This window comes from Psychrobacter muriicola 2pS, from assembly GCF_904846535.1.
GTDB lineage: Bacteria > Pseudomonadota > Gammaproteobacteria > Pseudomonadales > Moraxellaceae > Psychrobacter > Psychrobacter aquimaris.
In genome coordinates this window covers 1-23,460 of sequence record NZ_CAJHBC010000006.1, presented here as the reverse complement: position 1 = coordinate 23,460, position 23,460 = coordinate 1, and the positions used below count along the sequence as shown (strand labels likewise).

The 23,460-nt window shown below is 43.3% G+C and carries 17 protein-coding genes; 8 read left to right on the top strand and 9 right to left on the bottom strand.

Going from position 1 to position 23,460, the window contains the following annotated elements; genetic code table 11:
* Nucleotide 1: 1 nt before the first annotated feature.
* On the bottom strand, nucleotides 2-1,606 hold the full coding sequence (guaA, locus tag JMX93_RS09990; RefSeq protein ID WP_499204610.1) for a glutamine-hydrolyzing GMP synthase: 1,605 nt from the start codon (nucleotides 1,604-1,606) through the stop codon (nucleotides 2-4).
* Between the two features lie 646 nt (nucleotides 1,607-2,252).
* On the opposite strand from guaA, the gene JMX93_RS09985 reads away from it, so the two are divergent.
* The 3 genes from JMX93_RS09985 (at nucleotide 2,253) to JMX93_RS09975 (ending at nucleotide 7,380) form a co-directional block, all read left to right on the top strand.
* Nucleotides 2,253-4,010, top strand: coding sequence for an FAD-binding oxidoreductase (locus JMX93_RS09985; RefSeq protein ID WP_499204609.1), 1,758 nt, complete (start codon nucleotides 2,253-2,255; stop codon nucleotides 4,008-4,010).
* A gap of 80 nt (nucleotides 4,011-4,090) precedes the next feature.
* Nucleotides 4,091-5,767 (top strand): glycerol-3-phosphate dehydrogenase/oxidase, encoded by a 1,677-nt coding sequence (locus JMX93_RS09980; protein ID WP_499204608.1) that lies wholly within the window; start codon nucleotides 4,091-4,093, stop codon nucleotides 5,765-5,767.
* A gap of 44 nt (nucleotides 5,768-5,811) precedes the next feature.
* A complete protein-coding gene (locus JMX93_RS09975; RefSeq protein ID WP_499204607.1) occupies nucleotides 5,812-7,380 on the top strand; it encodes an FGGY-family carbohydrate kinase in 1,569 nt (522 codons plus the stop codon).
* Here the strand turns inward: JMX93_RS09975 and JMX93_RS09970 are convergent.
* Complete coding sequence (locus JMX93_RS09970) at nucleotides 7,373-8,554, bottom strand: MalY/PatB family protein (RefSeq protein WP_499204606.1); 1,182 nt, start codon at nucleotides 8,552-8,554, stop codon at nucleotides 7,373-7,375. The genes JMX93_RS09975 and JMX93_RS09970 overlap by 8 nt on opposite strands.
* A 181-nt stretch (nucleotides 8,555-8,735) precedes the next feature.
* Here JMX93_RS09970 and JMX93_RS09965 point away from each other — a divergent pair, with 181 nt between their 5' ends.
* The gene (locus JMX93_RS09965; protein ID WP_499204605.1) at nucleotides 8,736-9,233 is read left to right on the top strand and encodes a cupin domain-containing protein; all 498 of its coding nucleotides are present in this window, start codon (nucleotides 8,736-8,738) and stop codon (nucleotides 9,231-9,233) included.
* A 72-nt stretch (nucleotides 9,234-9,305) separates the two neighbouring features.
* Here JMX93_RS09965 and JMX93_RS09960 read toward each other — a convergent pair whose 3' ends face one another.
* Nucleotides 9,306-11,093 carry an NACHT domain-containing protein gene (locus tag JMX93_RS09960; RefSeq protein ID WP_499204604.1) on the bottom strand — a complete coding sequence of 596 codons (1,788 nt, stop codon included), beginning with the start codon at nucleotides 11,091-11,093 and terminating at the stop codon, nucleotides 9,306-9,308.
* Nucleotides 11,094-11,174: 81 nt separating this feature from the next.
* Nucleotides 11,175-11,972 (bottom strand): crotonase/enoyl-CoA hydratase family protein, encoded by a 798-nt coding sequence (locus JMX93_RS09955; protein ID WP_499204603.1) that lies wholly within the window; start codon nucleotides 11,970-11,972, stop codon nucleotides 11,175-11,177.
* Nucleotides 11,973-12,225: 253 nt separating this feature from the next.
* Between JMX93_RS09955 and JMX93_RS09950 the strand changes: the two genes are divergently transcribed.
* Complete coding sequence (locus JMX93_RS09950) at nucleotides 12,226-12,945, top strand: LysE family translocator (RefSeq protein WP_499204602.1); 720 nt, start codon at nucleotides 12,226-12,228, stop codon at nucleotides 12,943-12,945.
* 65 nt (nucleotides 12,946-13,010) lie between these two features.
* Nucleotides 13,011-14,048, top strand: a complete 1,038-nt coding sequence (gene rlmF / locus JMX93_RS09945; protein ID WP_499204601.1) for a 23S rRNA (adenine(1618)-N(6))-methyltransferase RlmF — start codon at nucleotides 13,011-13,013, stop codon at nucleotides 14,046-14,048.
* A gap of 108 nt (nucleotides 14,049-14,156) precedes the next feature.
* On the opposite strand, the gene JMX93_RS09940 is transcribed toward rlmF, so the two are convergent.
* The 5 genes from JMX93_RS09940 to dnaA form a co-directional block, all read right to left on the bottom strand.
* Nucleotides 14,157-14,786 carry a manganese efflux pump MntP gene (locus JMX93_RS09940; RefSeq protein ID WP_443510639.1) on the bottom strand — a complete coding sequence of 210 codons (630 nt, stop codon included), beginning with the start codon at nucleotides 14,784-14,786 and terminating at the stop codon, nucleotides 14,157-14,159.
* Between the two features lie 128 nt (nucleotides 14,787-14,914).
* On the bottom strand, nucleotides 14,915-17,530 hold the full coding sequence (gene gyrB / locus JMX93_RS09935) for a DNA topoisomerase (ATP-hydrolyzing) subunit B (RefSeq protein ID WP_499204600.1): 2,616 nt from the start codon (nucleotides 17,528-17,530) through the stop codon (nucleotides 14,915-14,917).
* Nucleotides 17,531-18,036: 506 nt separating this feature from the next.
* Nucleotides 18,037-19,245 carry a DNA replication/repair protein RecF gene (gene recF, locus JMX93_RS09930; RefSeq protein ID WP_198333442.1) on the bottom strand — a complete coding sequence of 403 codons (1,209 nt, stop codon included), beginning with the start codon at nucleotides 19,243-19,245 and terminating at the stop codon, nucleotides 18,037-18,039.
* Nucleotides 19,246-19,415: 170 nt separating this feature from the next.
* Nucleotides 19,416-20,591 (bottom strand): DNA polymerase III subunit beta, encoded by a 1,176-nt coding sequence (gene dnaN / locus JMX93_RS09925; protein WP_443510606.1) that lies wholly within the window; start codon nucleotides 20,589-20,591, stop codon nucleotides 19,416-19,418.
* A 161-nt stretch (nucleotides 20,592-20,752) separates the two neighbouring features.
* On the bottom strand, nucleotides 20,753-22,198 hold the full coding sequence (gene dnaA / locus JMX93_RS09920; RefSeq protein WP_198333444.1) for a chromosomal replication initiator protein DnaA: 1,446 nt from the start codon (nucleotides 22,196-22,198) through the stop codon (nucleotides 20,753-20,755).
* 611 nt (nucleotides 22,199-22,809) lie between these two features.
* On the opposite strand from dnaA, the gene rpmH reads away from it, so the two are divergent.
* Nucleotides 22,810-22,944 (top strand): 50S ribosomal protein L34, encoded by a 135-nt coding sequence (rpmH, locus tag JMX93_RS09915; RefSeq protein ID WP_007394757.1) that lies wholly within the window; start codon nucleotides 22,810-22,812, stop codon nucleotides 22,942-22,944.
* 186 nt (nucleotides 22,945-23,130) lie between these two features.
* On the top strand, nucleotides 23,131-23,460 hold a 330-nt coding region (gene rnpA / locus JMX93_RS09910), incomplete at its 3' end, for a ribonuclease P protein component (RefSeq protein ID WP_499204599.1).

Here is a 23,460-nt window from a genome sequence, read left to right as displayed (position 1 = left end):
GTTATTCCCACTCAATCGTCGCTGGTGGCTTGCTCGACACATCATAAGTCACACGTGATACTTCCGCGATTTCATTCATAATGCGGTTCGATACCGTCTCAATCAAATCATAAGGCAGATGGGCAAAGCGTGCCGTCATAAAGTCTACGGTCTCAACAGCACGTAGCGCAATCACCCACGCATAGCGGCGACCATCACCGACCACGCCGACCGATTTGATTGGTTGGAATACCGCAAACGCTTGCGCGGTCTTTTCATACCAGCCTGATTTTTCTAACTCTTCCATAAAGATAGCATCAGCTGAGCGCAAGATATCAGCAAACTCTTTGGTGACTTCACCAAGGATACGCACGCCCAAACCCGGTCCTGGGAACGGATGGCGGTTGATCATTTTCGCTGGTAAACCAAGGGTGATACCCAATTTACGTACTTCATCTTTAAACAAATCACGTAACGGCTCAACCAATTCAAACGCCAAATCATCTGGCAAACCACCAACGTTGTGATGGCTCTTAATCACATGGGCTTTACCTTGATGCGACTTCGCTGATTCAATGACGTCTGGGTAAATCGTCCCTTGTGCCAAAAATTCAATCGTTTTACCATCGCTTTGCTCGCTGATTTCACGGGCACTGTTAGCAAAAACGTCAATAAAGGTTTTACCAATGATTTTGCGCTTGGCTTCAGGATCAGACTCGCCAGCCAATGCCGTTAAGAACAACTCTTCGGCATCGACACGAATGACTTTTACGCCCATATTTTCTGCAAAAATCTGCATCACTTGGTCGCCTTCATGCAGACGCAAGAGACCAGTATCAACAAATACACAAGTTAATTGGTCGCCAATCGCTTTATGCAATAATGCTGCGACGACCGAACTGTCGACACCACCTGAAAGACCGAGCAATACTTGCTTATCACCGATTTGCTTTTTGAGTTGTTCGATACGCATATCGATGATGTTGTCAGGCGTCCAGCTGCCAGCGCAATCACAGATTTCATGGACAAAACGTCCTAGTAATGCCTGACCTTGGGCGGTATGAGTCACTTCAGGATGGAACTGCAAACCATAATAATGGCGCGAATCGTCTGCCATAATCGCAATCGGACAGCTTGGCGTACTAGCGACGATATCGAAACCTTGTGGCGCTTCGATGACTTTGTCGCCATGGCTCATCCAGACATTCAGCTTACCGGCTGCGTCTTCGATGCCATTGATCAATGTAGAAGTACCATTGATATTGATAGTCGCTGCGCCAAACTCATGGATATCACTGGCATGAACCTGCCCGCCGAAACGATCTGCCATCGCTTGCATACCGTAGCAAATACCTAGTACTGGTACGCCTAAGTCAAATACAGCATCGTTGATACGCGGGCTGTTTTCAGCGTGCACGCTCTCAGGACCACCGGATAAGATAACGCCTTTTGCGCCAAAATCGATGATGCGCTGGGTGTCGATGTCATAAGGGAACATCTCACAAAACACCCCAGAATCGCGCACACGGCGAGCGATTAGCTGGCTGTATTGCGAGCCAAAATCAAGAATTAAGATGCGATCTTGCTTGATAGTAGGTATTGCAGGAGTGGCAGCGGCAGTGGTCATAAATCGATGTCCATCAATAGATAAATTGGTGCCCTATTTTAACAAGTTTCCGCACATTAATGGCTATAAAAATAATCTAATCTGCTAACTGGCATATAACTTTATAACTCATCAGTATAAACCCCTACTTTATTTCATTAATAAATGCATTTCTTCTATATTTTTCTATATCTAGGTAGCGATGATAAGGCACTGTAGAATAATGAACAGCATAAAAAAGCGGCTGATAGGTCTAGTACGTCAACTGATACTCTTGGCTATTAGGCTTTCTTCTCAGCCTGATACTTTTATGGGCAACGCCTAAATTATGGTGTAGACGTTATTACAAAGTAGCCATTGTACTTTTTTACATAGCATTCTATATAGAATACTTGCATCAGTGTCGCCTATGATTACCGTGTATTATTCGGCAACACATGTACTTCATCTGAAATCTTCTCAAGCTTAGTCTCACCGCATTGGTATTTTTATATGCTAGGGTTTATTGGTGTCATTTGGCACTACTTAGCGCATAGACTGATTGTGTTCGTGAGGAATAAAGACTTATAAAGTTGAGACAGTACACCAATCTTCGTTGACTAATGTATAGAAAACAGTTACTTATTATAGTCATAAATAATCATAATAAATTGACAGGTATGTCCCTATGAGCAAAATAAAATCCCTTATCCAAAAACGCCCTAAATCTGACCAATCCGAAGCTATTTCAGTAAATTCTGATAATCAGAATACCAATAAGACCAGTGTAGACGCCACCTCAAAAAGTCATACGTCCAATACCCCCATCGAGCAAACGCGCTGGAACGGTTGGGGCAATATCAATATTAATAAAAAAGTCTCACCGCACGGCGCAAAACTCATCAAATCACATATTGGCAAAACCAAAAAACTATCGTCGGTGAGCTTACAACAGGTACTAAAAACCGTCCCCACATCGCGCTTACCTACTGCCATTATCGATCTTGATATCGTCTCTATTGATAGTGAGATTAGGCTTAGACACGCTCGTGGGCAAAGCTTTCCAGACTGGATAGCCATGCATGGTGGTAACTTTGAAGTCTTCCCTGATGGCGTCGCTTTTCCTAAATCGACCGCTGATGTCGAAACCTTATTAAAGCTAGCAAGCGAACATGATCTTATCGTCATTCCGTTTGGTGGCGGTACTTCGGTAGTTGGTCATATCAATCCGCAAAAGGGTTCACGCCCTGTACTCACCGTCGCGATGAGCAAGATGGATCAGCTTATTGGTTTAGACAATGAGAGCCAAATCGCTACCTTTGGCGCAGGCACACAAGGGCCCGCCGTTGAAGCACAATTGGACGAGCATGGCTATAGATTGGGACATTATCCGCAGTCTTGGGAGCTATCGACGCTCGGCGGCTGGATTGCCGCGCGCTCTAGTGGGCAGCAGTCATTAGGCTACGGGCGTATCGAGCAGATGTTTGCCGGTGGTACATTAGTCACGCCGCAAGGCATACTCAATATCGCTGATATTCCTGCCTCATCAGCAGGGCCTGACCTGCGTGAGATGATGATGGGCACGGAAGGTCGAGCTGGTATTTTTACCGAAGTCAAAATGCGCGTGCAGCCACAACCGGAAGAAGAGTTGTTTAAAGTCGCCTTTTTACCCAATTGGGAAGCGGGTAAAGCCATACTCAGACAAGCCGTGCAGAGTAATATCCGCCTGTCTATGCTTCGTCTGAGCAATGCGGTCGAGACCGACGCGCACTTGCATCTGGGTACGACGCCTAGTCAGTTTTTAGCCATTAGCACTTATCTAAAAGCACGTGGACTGAGCTCAAACAAAGTCATGCTGACTTATGGCGTCTCAGGTGATGAAGCGCAGAATAAACTGGCACTTAAACAGTTCAAGCAGCTACTAAAACAGCAAGGCTGTGTCACGGGCAAGCTGACCGATATCATGGGCAAAATTTGGGCACACGGCCGCTTTAAATTCCCTTATTTGCGCGGGACACTGTGGGAAAAGGGCATCATGGTCGATACCTTTGAGACTGCAACCAATTGGCATAATATCGATGAGCAAATGGCGCAGATGCAAGCAGGCGTTCAAACGGCTTTGAGCGATGAAGGCGAAGCGGTGATGGCATTTACTCATATCTCGCACGTCTATAAGCAAGGTGCTAGCCTTTATACCACCTACTTCTTTAGAGCAGCACAAGACCACGCTAGCACTTTAAGCCGCTGGCAAAAAATCAAACTTGCCGCTAGTACCAGTTTGGCTAATGGCAAATCGACGATATCGCATCAGCATGGTGTTGGTCGCGATCACGCGCCATACCTTGCTGCTGAAAAAGGCGAGCTAGGTATTCAAGTGACCCGCGATATGCTCAAAAGCTTAGATCCCAAGCAGCATATGAATCCAGGCGTCTTAATCGAAGATTAAAAGGTCGCCTTAGCGTCACTAGTTGGCTTAAACAGGTTAAGTCGCTGATTAATTTGAGTATCATTTGAGATGAGTCGTTTATGAACCAAGCCAATCAACATCAGCAACGCCAGCAACGCCAGCAAGTATTAGCGCCTTTATTTCGTCGCTCGTCTCAAGTAGTACCGTGGGATATGCTCATCATCGGTGGCGGCATCACTGGTGCTGGGATCGCGCGCGAAGCGGCACGGCGTGGCTTGGCGGTGTTACTCATTGAGCAAAAAGACTTTGCGTGGGGCACCTCTAGCCGCTCTAGTAAAATGGTACATGGCGGGCTGCGCTATATTGCCTCAGGCGACTATAAAACGACTTTGCTTAGCGTGCGTGAACGTGAGCGTATGCTTAGTGAAGCAAGTGGTCTGGTTAATGAAATGCATTACGTCATGCCGCATTATAAAGGCAAGTTTCCACCGCCATGGATATTTAATACCCTACTTAGGGTATACGATAAACTGGCAGGGCAGCGCTACTTTAAATACTTTAAAAAAGACGCTTTTTTAAGTTCAAATCCTGGCATCAAACGAGAGAATTTCTTGGGTGCCAGCCAGTTTAGTGACGCAGTGACCGATGACTCACGGCTGGTGATGCGGGTGCTGGACGAAGCGATTCATGATGGCGCGCATGCGATTAATTACCTTAAAGCCGAATCATTAATGACTAATGAGCAAGGCTTGGTGGTGGGTGCGAGTCTAGTAGATACTGCTGCGCAAAATAGCGCCGCCACGTATGATATTTATGCCAAAGTGGTGGTCAGCGCGACGGGCGCTTGGGCGGATACTTTACGGATGCAAGCGAGCGCTCAGACGGAGCAAAACTTTCATAAACAAATTCGCCCATCGCGTGGCAGTCACTTGGTGGTCAGTCAAGAGCGTCTGCCGCTCAAGCAAGCCTATACCTTTTTGCATCCTGTCGATAAAAGAGCCATTTTTGTATTTCCATGGGAAAACCGTACGGTCCTTGGAACAACCGATCTGGATCATCCGCCCTTAGACGATAACGAAGTCGGTATCACCAATGCAGAGGTAGATTATCTATTGGCGGCAACCAATAATCTCTTTGACAAGGCTAATCTAAACCGAGAAGACGTCATCAGCACGTGGGCAGGTGTGCGTCCGCTGATATCTGAAGGCGGCGATGGCAAGCGCGTCAGCCCAAGTAAAGAAAAGCGCGACCATAGCATTTGGCTCGATAACAATTTAGTGACCGTCAGTGGTGGCAAGCTCACGACTTTTCGCCTGATAGCCCTCGATGTACTCAAAACCTGCCAAAAGGTGTTGGCACTTGATGGCGTCGCTATCCAAGACCATACTCACCATAACGACCAAGTCTTTAGCAAATTAGTACCAACCAACCCTAAATTTGCCACCTTGCCCGCATCGCTACAGCAGCGCTTAAAAGGGTTTTATGGTCGGCAACTTGATGCCTTGCTTGAGCTGGCGCATGACGATGATTTGGCTTATGTGACCAACAGCAATACCATTTGGGCGGAAATACGTTTTGCGGCGCATTACGAGCAAGTCATTCATTTGGACGATTTATTACTGCGACGCACGCGCTTAGGATTGATACTGCTGCATGGCGCGATGACGCGGCCGATTAGTGATAGGCTCAAACAAATATGTCAGCAGGAACTGGGCTGGGATGAGCAAAAATGGCAGCAAGAAGTTGACCGCTATCAAGAGTTATGGCAACGCTACTATCATCTGCCTGCGGCTTAAGCCTATTTTTATTACTGCTTATCACTACATAGTTAAGGATGACTATGACCAACAACTTTGATGCTCCTATTTATTTCTTAGCCATCGACAATGGTACGCAAAGCGTCAGAGCGCTGATATTTGATCAATTTGGCACTGAGATCGCCAAAGCCCGCGTCGCTATCGAGCCGTATTTTTCAACGCAGCCCAATTTTGCTGAGCAACATGCCGCCTACTATTGGCAAAAATTAAGCGAGGCCTGTCAGCAGTTGTGGCAAAATTGCGATATCACGCCAGCGCAAATTGCCGGCATCAGTCTCGCCACCCAGCGCTATACCATGATATGTTTGGACAAGGATAAACAACCGCTACGTCCCGCCATTGTGTGGATGGATTTGCGTCGCGGCGAAACCAACGATATCGGCTTTCTCAATCCACTCACCAAAGTCATCGGTATGGGTGAGCTGGTACAAGAGGCGCAGCAAAAAGCACGCTGTAATTGGCTTGCTCATCACGAACCAGAAATATGGGCAAAAACAGCCTATTATGTCAATTTATCAGCGTACCTCACCTATCAACTCACAGGCGAGATTGCCGATTCTACTGGTCATGCCTTAGGCTACCTGCCTTATGATTACAAAGCGCAAACTTGGTTTAAGCCAAACAATATCAAATGGCGACTGTTCAGTTGCCGACTAGAGCAAATGCCCAAACTCATGGCACCGGGGCAGCTACTTGGTCATATTACCGCTCACGCTGCCGCCGCTACTGGTATTCTGGAAGGCACACCAATGATCGCCGCCGCCAGTGATAAAGCTTGCGAAGCGTTGGGTTCCGCTGGACTCGCCGCTGATACCGCCTGCTTAAGCTTTGGCACTACTGCGACTATTAATACCACGTCGAGCCATTATCTTGAGATACTCAAGCACATGCCCGCCTATACCGCCGCCGCGCCGAATTACTACAATCATGAATATATGATTTATCGCGGCTTTTGGATGGTCAGCTGGTTTAAGGAGCAATTTGCCCAGTATGAAGAGCAACTGGCAAAAACTCAGGGTGTTGATACTGAAAAATTACTCGACAAGGCAGTCAAAGACATTCCAGCAGGCTGTATGGGTTTGATGATGCAGCCATATTGGTCGCCCGGTGTTCGTCATCCGGGTCTTGAAGGCAAAGGCGCGCTCATTGGTTTCGGCGATGTGCACACGCGAGCGCATGTTTATCGCGCTATTTTGGAAGGACTTGCCTACGAGCTAAAGCTTGGTTTTGATACTATTGAGAAGCGTACAGGCAAACCCATTAAACACCTGCGTGTGTCTGGTGGCGGCTCCCAAAGTGACTCCGCCATGCAGCTGACGGCAGATATCTTTGGTATGCCCGCTTATCGACCGCATACTTATGAAGCTTCAGGCTTAGGCGCTGCCATCAACTGTGCAGTGGGTCTTGGCGTTTATTCCGACCATTTAGCAGCTACTGAAGCAATGACCCATTTGGGTGATGAATTTGTACCCATTGACGTCAATGTCCAGCTCTACAAACGTCTTTATAATGAGGTTTATCTCAAAATGTATAAGCGCCTAAAGCCGTTATATCAAAGCATTCAAGATATTACGGGTTATCCTTCTAAATGATATTACTGTTTAAAACATCGCTATCTAATGCTGTGTGCATACGATTTAGCCCTTCTATCAGCAGCGCTTTAGGACACGCCACATTCAAACGCATTTTAAGATGCCCTTCCTCACCATATTTGATCCCAGCGTTTAGCTCCACTTTCGCCGCTCTTAACGTGTCATAAAGTACTTGGTCATCTTGACTATATGCCGAGCAATCCAGCCAAATTAGATAGGACGCTTCTGGACGCATGACCTTGACTTTAGGCAAGTGCTCAGCGAAAAACTGCACGGTTAAATCAATATTAGCCTCAATATACGTCAGCGCCTGTGCCAACCATTCATCGCCTTGCTCATACGCATGACGCATCGCAGTATACGCAAATAAATTCAGCTCATATTCGTCATTTAACTGCTGCTGTTGGCTAATTTTTTGGAGTAAACCTTCATCTTTAGCAAAGATCATCGAGCCTTTGATACCGGCGATGTTAAAGGTTTTGGTCATCGAGGTCAGGCTGACCACATTGTGCTCATAACCTGCTGCTAGCGTCAAAAACGGCGTAAAAGTGTGACCGCTCAAGGTTAAATCCTGATGAATCTCGTCACTGACAATCGCCACATTGTGCTTTTTGCAAATCGTCAGTAGCGCCTCAAGCTCATCCGCTGTCCACACGCGCCCGCCCGGATTGTGCGGATTGCAGAGTAAATACAGCTTCACATCATGCTCGATAATCTTAGCTTCGATATCAGCTAAATTTAAATGATATTTGCCCTCGCTCTCTTGTAATAACGAGGTGATGAGCGTGCGACCATTTTGCTCAACTTTACTCATAAATGGCGCATAGATAGGATCATTGACCAGTACCGCATCCCCTACTTCGGTAAAGACGTTCATCATCAGCGCTAGGCTTGGCACGACACCTGGCGAGAACAAGATATTTTCTTTAGCAAGCGGCAACTCATAGCGACTGCCATGCCAATCAATAATCGCGTCATACAGCGCCGCGGTAGGTTTGGTATAGCCCAATATGCCATGCTGCACGGCTTGCTCAATCGCGTTTAAGATAGGCGGCGCGGCCTTAAAATCCATATCCGCCACCCACAGCGGAATCGTGTCATCGCTATAGTGCCATTTGAGTGATCCTGTATCCCGTCTATCGATGACCTCGTCAAAGTTATACAACACCCGCATTCTCCTTTATTTAAAAATAATGGTTCAGGGTACAACATGAATAGCGTCATCAACAATCGCTTTATGCAGGATATATTAAGTCGCTAAATGATTATCAAAATCATGCCTATTTCGTCCCTTTTAAAACCTGATACTATTGGCTAATAGTGGTATACACTCAAAGCATCAATCAAGGAGACAGATGATGACGACACCAGACCAACAGCCGCGTAAGGACACGCAAGCATACGTCTTGACCAAATCCGATATCGATAGCACGCCTGAGACTAAGCATGTCCATCAGTTCAATGAGCAAGCCATTCGCCATACAGTGTCGCTCAGTGATATCGTTGGTCTGACGAAATTTGGCTTGCACCTCGTACGTGTAGAAGCGGGCGATGAGACGACGACGCATCACTATCATGAAGAGTCGGATGAGTTCATTTATGTGCTGTCAGGTGAGCTGTCGCTGCGCTATGGCGATGAGCAGTATGCGCTAAAGGCTGGCGACTTTGTCGGTTTCCCCGCACATGGCGCGCCACATTCGATGCGTAATGATAGCGATAGGGACGCCACCTATCTGATGGGCGGTAGCCGACCTGATATTGATATCTGCAACTATCCTGATATCGACCGCAGGATGTATAACATTCGCGGTCAAAAGGAATATGTGGATTTGGAGGATTTGGGGGAGGTTTGAAGGTAAATATTATCTTTAAGATAAAAGCTTTATATTAGTTTATGTCATAAAAGCATAGCTTTGTATAAGCTTCTAATCAAAAATAAAATCTTCCACATCATTTAGAGTATCGTTTCTATTAGTAAGGATTAGGTTTTTAATATATTCAATTAGTTCAAAACTCAACTTTCCATAACGTTCACCACCCATACGACAAACTAGATTTTTTTCAAAATCGTTTAACTCTTCGACCATCAATACTCTCTTATCATTTAATACTAATTCTAAAAAGTCGGTTTCTTCATAAGTAAAATCACGAGAGTGATACTTATCATTCAAAATATCAACGTGGTTTTGACAATCGTATTTTCGAACCAAATAATTAAGAAAGTAAGAATTTTCATTATGTGTAAATCCTATTTCCTGTTTTTCCCTACCACTTATTTCTTCAATTTGATTAAAGAAAACTGATAATAATTGTATTTTTTTATTTATATTTTCTGCACCTACTGGTTTCAAACCTAAAATTTTATTAATTTTTGGAAGTATCCAATTGTCCTCTATTATGTCTTTATTCATAGAAAATGCCATATCCACAACATTATCGAAATAATATTTTCCGCACACACGTTCAAAAACTTGTTGTTTGACTGCATGATGTACTATGTAATATGCGGTAAAATATTCTTGAAATGAACGATGAGTAAAACAATAATTTAAGCCATCTCGCATTAAGAGAGGCACATTATTTAACAACTCTAATTTCAAATCTTTGTAACTTACCTCAGATTTTAGATGTATTAGACACTTTCTTAATAACGTATTAATTTCATCTTCTGTGAACTCAAACATCTGTTTGCTATAAGTAAATAGACTAAATAAAGCAAAGATATCCCTTAACTCATACATATCTAAGTTTGTTGAACTTTTTCTTAAAAAACCCTGCTTAGATACATCATGTTTATTGAATAATGCCTGATAGGCTAAGTCATAAAATATATAAACTCTATCAGGTATACTTCCAAACTGCTCATAAGTTACAAGCATAATTGTGAGCAGGAGGGGATTACTAGAAAATCCCTCCTGCTTGTAAAAAAGACTATTTTGTAATGCTAATACAAATCTTGCTTTTACATCCTCATCGTAAACTAGCTTTTTTATTACCTCTATTGCTTGAGGCAAGACTAAAGGCTGAATATGAGCGACGTTATATAGCGACCAATCAGAGAATAGATTGTATTCTGGTCTTGATGAAACTAGGATAATAAGATTTGGATACTTATCTGCTAAGTTATTAATTTCTTTCGTGAACCTATCCTTTAAGTCATGGTTCACTTCATCAAAACCATCTAGAAATACTATTGTCCCCTCTCTATCAAGTAAATAGTTCAAATTATCTTTATTAAACTTTTCGTTATATATTGCTATATCTGTCCTGAGCGTTTCGAAAATAGAGTCGTTAGTCTCATTCACTTTTCTAAGTTCTAGGAATAAAGGGAGTAGATTACTCTTATCTCTTATTACACTTATGAACATACTCTTCAGAAGACAGGATTTTCCTGAGCCTGCTGTGGCACTAACTACCATTTTTTTATTTTGTAAGAGTGAATTAAAAAAACTTTCCTGTGAGCAGAGTTTGTTTCCTACATAAATGAACTGCGGGACATAAATTTCATCAAGTTCAACTACTTGTGAGGAAAAGAAAGCCATTTTGACTTTAGAAAGACTACTTCGCTTAGCTTCTAAGTAGTCACTCAAAGCAAAGTTGTATTTGGTAGCAAACTTTTGATAGTCCTTACCAATAAAGTTAGTAACAAACTGACTAACCTCTACAAAGACGTCTCTAATTTCTTTGACACTTCCTGTAGTTTCAATACCCATATCAACCTACCTATTCCAACTCTAATTATCTACCGAAATCTGTTTGTTAATATTAGAGTTTAATATTAGAAAAACCTATACTTAACGCCCCTTAAACTCAGCCTCACGTCTCTCAACCATCGCCATCACACCCTCTTTCGCATCCTCTGAATGAAAGAGCGGCGGCAGATAACTATGGATATTGGCCAGTGCCGTCGCGGCTCCATTGCGACTCGCATCTTGTGCGGAGGACAGCGCGCCTCTGACGCCCAGCGGCGCGGCTTTACAGATCTCTTGTGCCAGCGTCAATGCACGCTCGTATTCAGACCCATTTGCCACCACTTCACTGACCAAGTTCAGTCGATCAGCCGTTTGCGCATCGAATGCTTTACCCGTGAGCAAATACGGCATGGCTTTTTGCCAGCCTGCCGCCGCGACAAACCGTACCGTTGCTCCGCCAAATGGCATGATGCCGCGCTGGACTTCCATTTGCGCAAAGTTACAGTTATCACTGGCGATGACCACGTCACTATTTAGCATCAGCTCGATAGCCACGGTAAAGCACGTGCCTTTTACCGCCACCACCACAGGTTTGGTACGTAAGCGTCCGCTAATGCCCCACGGGTCAATTTGGTTGTCATCAAACTCAAACACACCATCGTTTAGCTTGTCTTGCAGTTCGACCAGATCAAGCCCAGCGGTGAAGTGATCGCCATGCGCAAAGATGAGCGCACAGCGTAAATGCTCATCGTTTTCATATTGGGTCAGTGCATCAGAGAGCTGGGTGATCATATGACTGTCAAAGGCATTGCGTTTATTGGCACGGTTTAGCCCAATCAGGCAGATATAGCCGTCCGTGTCATAAGTGATGCGCTTGTCTTGAGTATTATCCGTCGTCATGGTGCTGTCCTTGTCGAAGTAATTTTTTATGTAGTGAGTGATTATATCGTCGAGTCTTGATGGTTGAATCTTGATCGCTTATTTATAGAGGTTTATCGATAAACCTGCTTTTAATCCACCTTTTAATATAGACACCATATAGCGATAACACAAGCGATAGCAATGACTCGAATGGCGCGACAATAGATAAAAGTTGACCTCATTTACGATAAGTGCAACTATAATTCAGACTGGATAGGGTACAGAGGGTTTTATGGAGTTTTGGCACGGATTTTTGCTGATCACGAGCGTTCACTTGCTGGCCGCCGCCTCGCCAGGGCCTGACTTTGTGTTGGTCTCGCAGCAGACGTTAGCCAAAGGTCGACGTACTGGTTTGATTTGTAGTTTGGGTATTACCTTGGGTCTTGCCGTACACATTATCTACTCGGTGCTGGGACTAGCTACGCTGATTGCCCACTCGCAGCCATTATTAACCGCGATTAAATGGCTCGGTGGTAGCTATCTTATTTATCTGGGATGGCAAGGCATTCAAGCCAAACCTAAACAGCCAGCAGAATTAACAACGACAGAAAATACATCTGTTGATGTGTCAAAAACAGAGAACGGAGCAACCCTTTCTGCCATAAGCCCTTCCCCTAGAAAATTGTCTAAGAAAAGTGCATCTATTCACACCGAATCTATCTTTGCCACGTTGCGCCGTGGATTTTTTTGCAATGTCTTTAATCCCAAAGCGCCAGTATATTTCGTCGCGATATTTACCCTCGTACTATCACCCGATATACCACTGTGGCAACTGGCTATTTATGGCGTATGGATGATGGTCTTGCAGATGGCATGGTTTAGTACCGTGGTGATGTTACTGTCTATTCCTGCCATTCATCGTCGCTTTCAGCGCTTTGAACATTGGATCGACCGCGTATTGGGTACAGCGATGATAATATTGGGATTAAATCTGATTTTACGTAGTCGATAAGACGCTAGTGACTCGTGAAATCTGCTAAAATGGTGCATTATATTCAAACATCAAAGCCCGATACTATGACCAGTAAGCCTATGAACCGTCGCCCGACCGCCAATAATCACAGAAACCGATCGCCTGAGACCGCCAAAAAACTCGGTCAGCTACATCCGCGCAATCCGCACCAAGGTCGCTATGACTTTGTGGCATTGACTCGTGCCTTACCAGAGCTTGCCAAGCACACCATTACCAACCCTAAAGGTGAGTCGACGATTAATTTCTCGGATCATCAAGCGGTACGAGTGCTCAATCAGGCACTACTAGCGAATTATTATGGCGTGAAATTTTGGGACATTCCTGAAGGCTATCTCTGCCCGCCGATCCCTGGTCGTGCCGACTATATCCATTATATTGCCGATTTGCTTGCGCAAACCACGCATGTTAATAAAGACAATACACCGCCAACTGGCAAAGAAATTCATGCCCTAGATATCGGTACAGGTGCCAGTGCGATTTATCCTATTATTGGTAGTCAAAGCTACGGTTGGCGCTTTACCGGCACTGATATCGATCCTATTTCGGTCAATACCGCCGCGCTGATTTGTGAAACCAACCCAAAGCTAAAAAGTGCGGTTAAAGTCAAACTACAGACCGAACCTAAATTTATCTTTAAAAACATCATCGGTCGCCAAGACTACTTTGACGTGGTGGTGTGCAACCCGCCATTCCATGCCTCATTAGAAGAAGCGATGGAAGCCAATAGTCGTAAGCAGCATAATTTACAACGACATCGCGGTAAGAATGAAAACGAACAAATCAGTCGACACTCAACCAAGGCTGGTAATGCCTCGCAAAACCTAAACTTTGGCGGCCAGCATAAAGAGCTATGGTCTGAGGGCGGTGAGATTGCCTTTTTGACCAAGATGATGAAAGAGAGTCAAGACTTTGCCGAGCACGTGGGCTGGTTTACTACTTTAGTTTCTAAGTCTGAAAACGTGAAACCGTTACAACTGTTATTGAAGCAGCTTGATGTCGCGCAGATGCGTATCATCGAGATGAGCCAAGGTCAAAAGAATACGCGTGTACTAGCTTGGCGTTTTGATACTGATGAAGAATAACCTATAGATATATTAGTTAATTTAAGTTTCACGTGAAACAAAAAAGCACCGCTTTGATATTCAAGGCGGTACTTTTTATTAGAAAATAGCTTGAAGTAAATTGAATGATTAGCCAAAAAACATGACTTTTATGCCAATCGCTATCAGTACCACGCCGCCCAATACTTCTGCTTTTTCTTCTAACCATGTGCCTGAGCGACGTCCCAAATAGACCCCGAGCCAGCCAAACACAGCGGTGACTACCGCGATAATTAAGCATGCTAGCCATGCGTTCAAGGCCAATAAATTTAGCGTAAATCCGGCTGCCATCGCATCGATACTGGTGGCAATCGCTAGCGTAAGCATAGTGCGATGATTGATATGTCCATGATTGCTACTAGCGACTACTCCTGTTTCACCATCAGTGCTAATCGCATCATCATTGACATCTAACTCATCACTATCCGCATCTGATTCGTCAGCAGCAAACACTTCGTAAAGCATTTTGCCACCCAGAGCAATCAATATAATCCCGCCAATCCAAGGCGCCGCCGCCGCCAACCAACCCAAAAGTGCCGCACCCAATAGGTAGCCAATGAGCGGCATCACACCTTGAGCAATACCAAAGTAAAGCGCAGCATAAATAGCCAAGCGCCGTACGTACTGATGGCTGTATTTTTGAGCCTTAGCACCCAGTCCTATTGAGACAGCAAACGCATCCATCGCAAGAGCAATGGCCAGTAATATGACTTCAATCATCTTGTTTTCGCTTATTATTGTGAGTTTCACATGAAACAACTCTAACATTAAAAAACCACCGCCTTGATTGCCAAAGCGGCGGTTTCTTTCATCTATTAATAATTATTTAGCAACTTTTTATGTCCAATCTAGATATCTAAATTAGACACCGTCAATGCATTTTCTTCAATGAAAATACGACGTGGCTCTACATGATCACCCATCAAGCAGGTAAACATATGATCAGCAGCAATCACATCTTCAATCGTCACCCGTAACATACGACGGTTTTCAGGATCCATCGTGGTATCCCACAGCTGATCTGCGTTCATCTCACCCAGCCCTTTATAGCGCTGAATGGCCAAACCACGACGCGCATCAAGCATCATCTGCTGCCAGAGATAATCAAAATCGCGTACTGGGATATCTTTGGTGGTTCCCGCTGTTGCTTCACGGCGAATAAAGGCATCCTCTGCAAGCAAGGTATTCCACTCAGCAGACAAACGCAGCAACTTGCTATATTCGCTCGAATTGATAAAACTCGCATCTAGAAGGTAATGATGTGCTAACTGGTGTACATAAACCGTAATGCGTGGTAACCATTGTGCTTTGGCAGATAACACTTCGCTATCAGACGCCTCTCCATCTATAGTTTCTACAGCAGGCTTCATACCCAGTAAATCAGCGGCAGCAGCGTCCATATTTTTTGGCTGTGGCGCATGGATATTAACCAGTTCAATCTCAGGACTCAAATCACTACCGAAATGATCAAGCTGCGTTTGCATAGCGTCTTTCCAAGCTTGCATCGCAGGCAAATCATAAGTCATATCAGTGCTAAGCTTCGGTGTATGCGTCAGTGCATCCAATAACACCGCTGGGAAACGAATTTGCAAACGGGCTTTGATCAGCTGCGTTTGGTTATAGTCATTTAGTAGTGTTTCTAGCGCTTGTCCCGTAATAGCAGGGGCATCCGCACTGATATGCAGCTTAGTGTTATCAATCGTTGAGGACAATAAATACGCTTTAAGTGCTTCGTCGTCTTTTAGGTATAGCTCTTGACGACCTTTTTTCACTTTGTATAGCGGTGGCTGGGCGATATAAATATAACCACGTTCAATCAGCTCAGGCGTTTGACGGAAGAAGAAGGTCAATAGCAAGGTACGAATGTGTGAACCATCAACGTCCGCATCGGTCATGATGATGATTTTATGATAGCGTACTTTGTCCGGATTATATTCGTCTGGACCAATGCCGCAACCAAGCGCAGTAATGAGGTTACCAACTTCAGCAGAAGACAGCATTTTGTCAAAACGCGCACGCTCAACGTTAAGAATTTTGCCTTTTAATGGCAAGATCGCTTGGGTTTTGCGACTACGACCCTGCTTCGCTGAACCACCTGCAGAGTCACCCTCCACGATATAAAGCTCTGACAATGCCGGATCTTTTTCTTGGCAATCTGCTAACTTACCGGGCAGACCAGCGATATCTAACGTGGTCTTGCGACGGGTCATTTCACGAGCTTTACGCGCCGCATCACGGGCACGCGCCGCATCGATGATCTTATTGGCAATAGCTTTACCAGCACTTGGATTTTCTAATAGATAATCATTAAACTTATCATGCATCGCTGATTCAACAGCAGATTTCACTTCGCTCGAAACCAGTTTATCTTTAGTTTGACTAGAGAATTTTGGATCAGGTACTTTTACCGACACAATCGCGGTCAAACCTTCACGAGCATCATCGCCAGTTGCGACTACTTTTTCTTTTTTGAATAAATTTTCACGATCCATATAGCTGTTTAGGCCACGTGTGAGTGCTGAGCGGAAACCAGATAAATGCGTCCCACCATCACGCTGCGGGATATTATTGGTAAAGCACAATACTTTTTCGTTATACGTATCTGTCCACTGCAATGCCACTTCGACACTGATGCCGTCATCTTGCTCACTCACAAAATGAAAGACTTCATTGATGCCATCTTTACCAGCATTGATATAACTAACAAATTCTGACAAGCCGCCTTTGTGTTCAAACTCATGACGCTTATCAATACGCTCATCAGTTAAAACAATGCGTACACCTGAGTTTAAAAATGATAGTTCACGCAAACGCTTAGCTAAAATATCGTACTCAAAGATGGTACCAGTAAACACATCACTGCTTGGATAAAAGCGAATTTGCGTACCGGTCTTGTCGGTTGGCTCCATCTGCTGAATGTCAGCATCAGGCACCCCATCGGTATAGGTTTGATGATAGTGATAGCCTTCACGCCAGATATTCATTTCAAGCTTTTTAGATAGTGCATTAACGACCGAGACACCAACACCATGTAAGCCGCCTGATACTTTATAGCTATTATCATCGAACTTACCACCTGCATGCAATACAGTCATAATGACCTGCGCTGCAGACACACCCTCTTCTGGATGGATGTCGACAGGTACGCCGCGACCATTATCCATGACGCTCACAGATTCATCTTCGTGGATAATGATATCGATTTGATCACAATGACCCGCCAGAGCCTCATCGATAGAGTTATCCACCACCTCAAAGACCATATGATGTAAGCCCGTACCATCATCAGTATCACCGATGTACATACCAGGACGGACGCGTACCGCTTCTAACCCGCGCAATACACGAATATCTTTGGAGCTATAATCAGAAGGTAAACTTTCAGGAACCACCGCTGGTGCCGTAGTTTCAGCAATGCTGTCTGACGTCAGTTGCTCGTGGTCGGTAGGTAATGAATCACTCATGTGCATTCCTTAATCTAGCCATAATCAGCCGTTTGTTATTAGCGCACCACTACGATGACGCCTCATAACGTTATTTTAGACTTAGTTTTTATAGTCAAAACTTTTGATAAGCATCATCAGCTAAAACAGGATTAGCTAAAAATTCTTGAGTGTTGATAGCGACTTAAAAAGAGTTTCAAATCAGCGCTTCATTTTTCTAATATCGGCTTCTTTTTTTAAACATTATAAAAAACCAGTAGAGCAAACAAAACATATATTTATCAAATACTTAGAAATTTACAGACACTAAAAAATGCCTATATAACGTCATCAAACAACTTGCTGAGAATAGGACAAAAATAAAGCCCTATTTTAGCATTTTTTTGCCTCTAAGTCACTGTTTACTGAGCGTTTTATACTTATAAAACCAGCTTTGAAAGATAAGTCTATATCATCAAAAAGTGGCAGGTAGATAAGGATAAATATGAAGTACCACAGAAAAATAGAAAATAGTAATATAAGGGAGATTATGTAGTAATTAGAATTTGACCTTCTTTCACATGAAACGTATTGGGTTTTGACCAATATTGATAGACCAAAGGTAAAATATCGTCGGTCAAGCTAGTCATAAATACCTGACATGGCAGCTGTGCTAAAGTCGATAATAAAATCTCAATCGCCCTATCATCCAGCTCTGCTGTAATATCATCTAGCAATACCACTGGTGTCACCTGAGCATGAGCGCTATCATTTGATAGATCATTAGTCTTTTGAGTGTTTAGCAGTAATGGCAGTTGCGATAAACGCAGTGCCGTGATTAATAGCTTTTTTTCACCACGTGACAACACATTGGCTGCCTGCTCTTTTAGAACAGGTACTTTGAGGTTAGTGTCCGCTTCACATCTTGTATCTGAGAGCTTGTTATTCGACGCTGTTGAGTCATTAGAGCGCCAATGCACATGAATATCAGCACGGTGATTACCGATACGAGTATATCCCAGCTGCAAATCCTGCTCTAAGCGCTCATTAAGCTGTATATCCAGCGCAACATTAGTATCATAACCAGCGTTATAGCTAAGGCTTAATTGCTCTGCATAAGCGGGCAATAACTGCGCGATACTTTCAGCAAAATAAGGCTGCCACTCTAGGAATATCCGTTCGCGATAATGATGAATAAGTGCCGCATGATTGCTAAGTCCTTTATCCCACGATTTTAGTTCAGCGAGCTGCACTTGAGTCAAATGACGTGTCTTTTTTAGTAAACTATTGCGCTGTTTTAATAGGCGCTGATAGGCGAGCCATTGCGGATAAAAACCTTGTTTCATGTGAAACACCAGCCAATCTAGTAGCTGGCGACGACTAGCACTACCCTGCTCTAACATATCCATCGTCGATGGATCTATCAGTAGCGTTGGCAACTGCTCAGTTAAGATGCTTTGGTTATATACAGTGGTTTGATTCAAACGTAGAATTGTAGTCGCGTCAGCTTGTTTTTGGATAGCTAAGGTACTGCTATCATTGAGATTGGCATACACAGTCACTGTATTTTGATAGTGCTGAATATAGCGTTTTGGCTGGTGATGACGAAAGCTTTTTCCTCTTGATAGCAGAAATATGGCTTCAAGTAATGAGGTCTTTCCGCTACCATTTGCACCAACAATGACATTGCAAGCTGTTGCGTGTAGATTGACTTGCGTCAGGTTGCGTAAGTTGGATATTTGTAGACGTTCAATCATAATACCGACAGCCGCCTATTGAATCTACCTATAAAAATAGGCAAAAGTTTAATAATTTTTGAATTTAAAATACTGGATTCTAATCAAAGAAACCCTGTTTACCTTAATATTTAAGTGCAAACTGAGTTTCTTTAGTACTCGCTCTTAAGGCTGTCAAAGACCTGTAGAAACTATATACGCATTGGCATGATGACATACTGATGGAACTCATCATTCAGCTGATTGACTAGCACCGACGCGTTTGATTGACTCATGTGCATTTGCAAGTCACCTTGAATAACGCCAAGCACATCTTGTAAATAAGCAGCGTTAAAGGACAGCTCCATTGGCTCACCTTGATACTTCGCCTGTATCATCTCCACCGCTTCATCTTGCTCTGCATTATTAGCACGCACCTCTACCATGCCATCGCTGGCAAAATTAAACACCACACCGCGAGATTTTTCATTGCTTAAAATCGCGACACGACGCAATACGTCCGTCATTTTTTCTTGATTGAATAAAGCCAGTTTATCCGTATTACTTGGCATCACTCGGCGATAATCAGGGAATTTCCCATCAATCAGGCGCGCAGTGAAAGTAACCATCAGGTTTTGATTGACCTGTCCTGCACTATCAACGTCACCAAACGGTAAGCTCACTTGCAAAAACTCACGACCAAAGCTCAAGGTGACCTGATTGTCTTGCTCACCAAGCATTTTTCCTAGCTCAGAGGCTAGGCGCTCCAGCTCAATCACAGCTTTACGGGGCAAAATAGCCTGCATATTTAAATCAGCACTGACATCGATAACACTGCGTGCCAAAGCCAATCGGTGCCCATCGGTTGCAACCGTCGTCAGCTGCTGTTGCGACACGTCAAACAACATACCAGTGAGATAATAACGAACATCTTGAATCGCCATCGCAAACTGCGTTTTATGAATCAAATCGATAAGACGATTGCGACTGATGGTCAATGGTGTGATATTTTCGGGATTGCCCAAACTCGGATAATCTTCGCTAGGCAATGTCCCTAAGGTAAAGCGACTCTTGCCGCTGGTTAGCAGACAGCGCTCATTCGCTTGAGTCGCTAGATTGACTTGAGCTTGTGCCGGCAATGATTTACAGATATCTTTTAACTTTGTTGCAGGTAAAGTCGTTGTACCAGCTTCAACACAAGCACCAGCAGGCAATTTCAAAGTCGATGTCAGCTCTACTTCTAAATCAGAAGCTGTCAAAATAAGCGCTGACTCGGATAGCTGTAGCTTGATATTGCCCAAAATAACCATATTGTGCCGTTTATCAGCAGCCTTGGCGATCAAATTAATGGCTTTTAGTAACGACTCTCGATTAATCGATAATTGCATGCTTGGTTACTCTTATTTAAATGATTTTTATTATAAAACTTAACAATAATGGCTTAATCATACCCTGTCTATTGACTATAATCCATTCGCTGTCTGTCTACTCGTATTTTTAATATTATAAACCATACCAATCCACTAAAACATAGTGATACCGTGACCTGCTAACCCGCTTGCAACATCAACGCCAGTGTCTTGTAATCCTTATCAAAGGCAGGATCTGCGGCTCGTAGCTCATTAACTTTATCGCAAGCATGCATCACCGTTGTATGATCGCGACCACCGAATGATTGACCAATCTCAGGAAAGCTATCACCAGTCAACTCACGCGATAATGCCATCGCTATTTGACGCGGTCTAGCAATACTGCGCGTGCGTTTACGACCCATCATATCTTTGATAGTCACATCATAGTACTCAGCGACCACTTTGCGAATATTATCCATATTCACAGCTTGCACACGCATCGCAACAATGTCTTTTAGCGCATATTGCACCATTTCAAGGGTAATCTGTGCGCCCGTCAAGTTAGCATTAGCAAAGACTTGATTTAGAGCACCTTCTAAACGCCTAACATTTGAAACCACATTTTGAGCGATGAATAATGCGCATTCTTTAGGCAGTGTCATACCATATGAAGCTGCCTTTTTTTGCAAAATTTGTACACGAGTATCAATTTCAGGTGGATCAACTGCTACGGTTAACCCCCAAGAAAATCGCGATCTAAAACGTTCATCGAATTCGGTCATTTGCGAGGGGTGACGATCTGAAGCCAAAATCAGTTGTTTATCGCCACTGGTAAAATCTGCAAATAATGTCAAAAACTCATTACTACTTTTGGTCTTTCCTGCTAACACATGAATATCATCTACAATCAACAAATCTACTTTTTTAATTTTCTTTTTAAAATCTTCTATTTTATTATTTCTTAATGAATAAACTAATTGATTAATAAATTTTTCAGAAGTGAAATAATAAAAACTTTGATTATTCTTTAAATAGCGATGTGCTACAGAATGCATTAAATGCGTTTTTCCCAAACCAGAAGGTCCATATATAAATAAAGGATTGTGTCGATTTTTTGATTGACGCTTACCAAGCTCATAACACGCTTTATAGGCCAGATTGTTAGATTTACCAGTGACAAAAGTTTCAAAAGTAAAGTCAGGGTTTAGATAACTTAACGATTTGGCATCGGCAGAATCAACCAATTCTGCGTGACGCATATTGGCATCAATATCTGCTTTTGCATTGTTATGATGAATGGTTTCAAACTTATGATCTGCAGGGGGAGGGGAGGGCTTATCTTCTTCAAACAAAGACCCTGATTGCAATTGGCGGTTGTCTTCGTTATCGCGGCCAGCGTTATCAACACGCACAACAACCTCTTCGATACTTCCCTGACTGTGCTTAGCAACCAGCTGTTGTATCTCTTGCAAATGGTTTTTTTTGATATAAGTCACAAAATAATCATTAGGAGCAAGTATAGTCAGCGTTTGCGCCTCTTGATGAGCTGACAATGGTCTCAACCACATAGTAAATACGTTGTCTTTGACGTTATACCGTAGGTCATTTAGACATTTATCCCAAATACTTGCTGTGTCTATCATGAAAAATACTAACCCTATAATTTGAAATAATCTTTGTGTTTTAACAGTGTGATCTGTTGCGCAGGTCTTAATATTGCTCGAAATTATTGCCGTCAAAAGTCACATTGGTAAACTATACGAAGCCACATATTAAGTAGAGGCTAATCTAACACAAATACCCTGTGGATAAAACCTTGTTTTTTGGGGATAAGGCTGTGGATAGTTTTGTGGATAACTCAAAAAGGTGAGTTATCCATATTTAACCCACAGGTTATCCACAGGTTTACCCATAGCATAATACGTTGATAATAAAAACAAAAATATACTTAGGCACAGATAATTAAGCCCCCAATAACAACAATATTTATATATATTAATAGTTAATTATTATAGAGTTCGAAACAAACTGTGGATAACTTTTAAAAATTCATTGCTGAACGGATCATCTGAGCAGTTAATTTTTAGTTATAAATATTAATTTTATAGAAGATGAATCATTTAAAATGACATTCTCTCTGTCAAAATACCTGTCTGCATAGACATAGATTAAATTAGTTCATTGACCAAGATTCTATGCGGTGGTATAATCCTCCGTTATTACGAATTTAGTCCATTATTTTGATAGGTGAGTTATGAAACGTACATTCCAACCAAGCGTGATCAAGCGTAAACGTACTCACGGTTTCCGTGCTCGTATGGCAACTAAAAAAGGCCGTCAGGTCTTAGCTCGTCGCCGCGCTAAAGGACGTCATCGCCTTACTGTATAATCAGTAGATTGCGATAAGCATGGCTTATAGTGCTTGTTGTGTTTCTATTATTTATAGATTGCGATAGTCAATCACCACAACTGACACTTAGCCATATATTAAAAGCGCCCACATCGGCGCTTTTTTTGTCTCTGTACTTTGTTGTTATTTCTGCTATCGTTATTAGCTCTTATACTAGGTTGTACTATGTCCAATACTGTTTCAGTGGCAGCTAATGCCCGCTTCACCAAAGAGCAGCGCCTGCTCACGCCTGCAGCCTTCCGTGAGGTTTTTGATGCGCCTGAGCGTAAGCTTCATCAGAGCCATCTAATGGCGTTTGTGCGTACCAATAATCACGAGCAGCCACGAGTCGGTATGGCTATTACCAAGCGTAAGGTTCCTACTGCTGTCGCGCGAAATTTAATCAAACGTCAAATACGTGAGCAGTTCCGTGTCAAGGCTAGTTTTTTAGAAAACAAAGATATCGTTTTTATTGTTAAAAAATCTATAAAAGATATAGATAATAAAGAATTAAAA

Excerpts from the sequence above, each read along its gene's own strand:
- guaA (WP_499204610.1), bottom strand. The coding sequence starts at position 1,606 with ATGACCACTGCCGCTGCCACTCCTGCAATACCTACTATCAAGCAAGAT.
- rlmF (WP_499204601.1), top strand. The coding sequence starts at position 13,011 with ATGACCAGTAAGCCTATGAACCGTCGCCCGACCGCCAATAATCACAGA.
- dnaA (WP_198333444.1), bottom strand. The coding sequence starts at position 22,198 with ATGATAGACACAGCAAGTATTTGGGATAAATGTCTAAATGACCTACGG.
- gyrB (WP_499204600.1), bottom strand. The coding sequence starts at position 17,530 with ATGAGTGATTCATTACCTACCGACCACGAGCAACTGACGTCAGACAGC.
- JMX93_RS09970 (WP_499204606.1), bottom strand. The coding sequence starts at position 8,554 with ATGCGGGTGTTGTATAACTTTGACGAGGTCATCGATAGACGGGATACA.
- JMX93_RS09955 (WP_499204603.1), bottom strand. The coding sequence starts at position 11,972 with ATGACGACGGATAATACTCAAGACAAGCGCATCACTTATGACACGGAC.
- JMX93_RS09980 (WP_499204608.1), top strand. The coding sequence starts at position 4,091 with ATGAACCAAGCCAATCAACATCAGCAACGCCAGCAACGCCAGCAAGTA.
- JMX93_RS09960 (WP_499204604.1), bottom strand. The coding sequence starts at position 11,093 with ATGGGTATTGAAACTACAGGAAGTGTCAAAGAAATTAGAGACGTCTTT.
- dnaN (WP_443510606.1), bottom strand. The coding sequence starts at position 20,591 with ATGCAATTATCGATTAATCGAGAGTCGTTACTAAAAGCCATTAATTTG.
- JMX93_RS09985 (WP_499204609.1), top strand. The coding sequence starts at position 2,253 with ATGAGCAAAATAAAATCCCTTATCCAAAAACGCCCTAAATCTGACCAA.
- JMX93_RS09965 (WP_499204605.1), top strand. The coding sequence starts at position 8,736 with ATGATGACGACACCAGACCAACAGCCGCGTAAGGACACGCAAGCATAC.
- JMX93_RS09940 (WP_443510639.1), bottom strand. The coding sequence starts at position 14,786 with ATGATTGAAGTCATATTACTGGCCATTGCTCTTGCGATGGATGCGTTT.
- rpmH (WP_007394757.1), top strand. The coding sequence starts at position 22,810 with ATGAAACGTACATTCCAACCAAGCGTGATCAAGCGTAAACGTACTCAC.
- recF (WP_198333442.1), bottom strand. The coding sequence starts at position 19,245 with ATGATTGAACGTCTACAAATATCCAACTTACGCAACCTGACGCAAGTC.
- JMX93_RS09950 (WP_499204602.1), top strand. The coding sequence starts at position 12,226 with ATGGAGTTTTGGCACGGATTTTTGCTGATCACGAGCGTTCACTTGCTG.
- JMX93_RS09975 (WP_499204607.1), top strand. The coding sequence starts at position 5,812 with ATGACCAACAACTTTGATGCTCCTATTTATTTCTTAGCCATCGACAAT.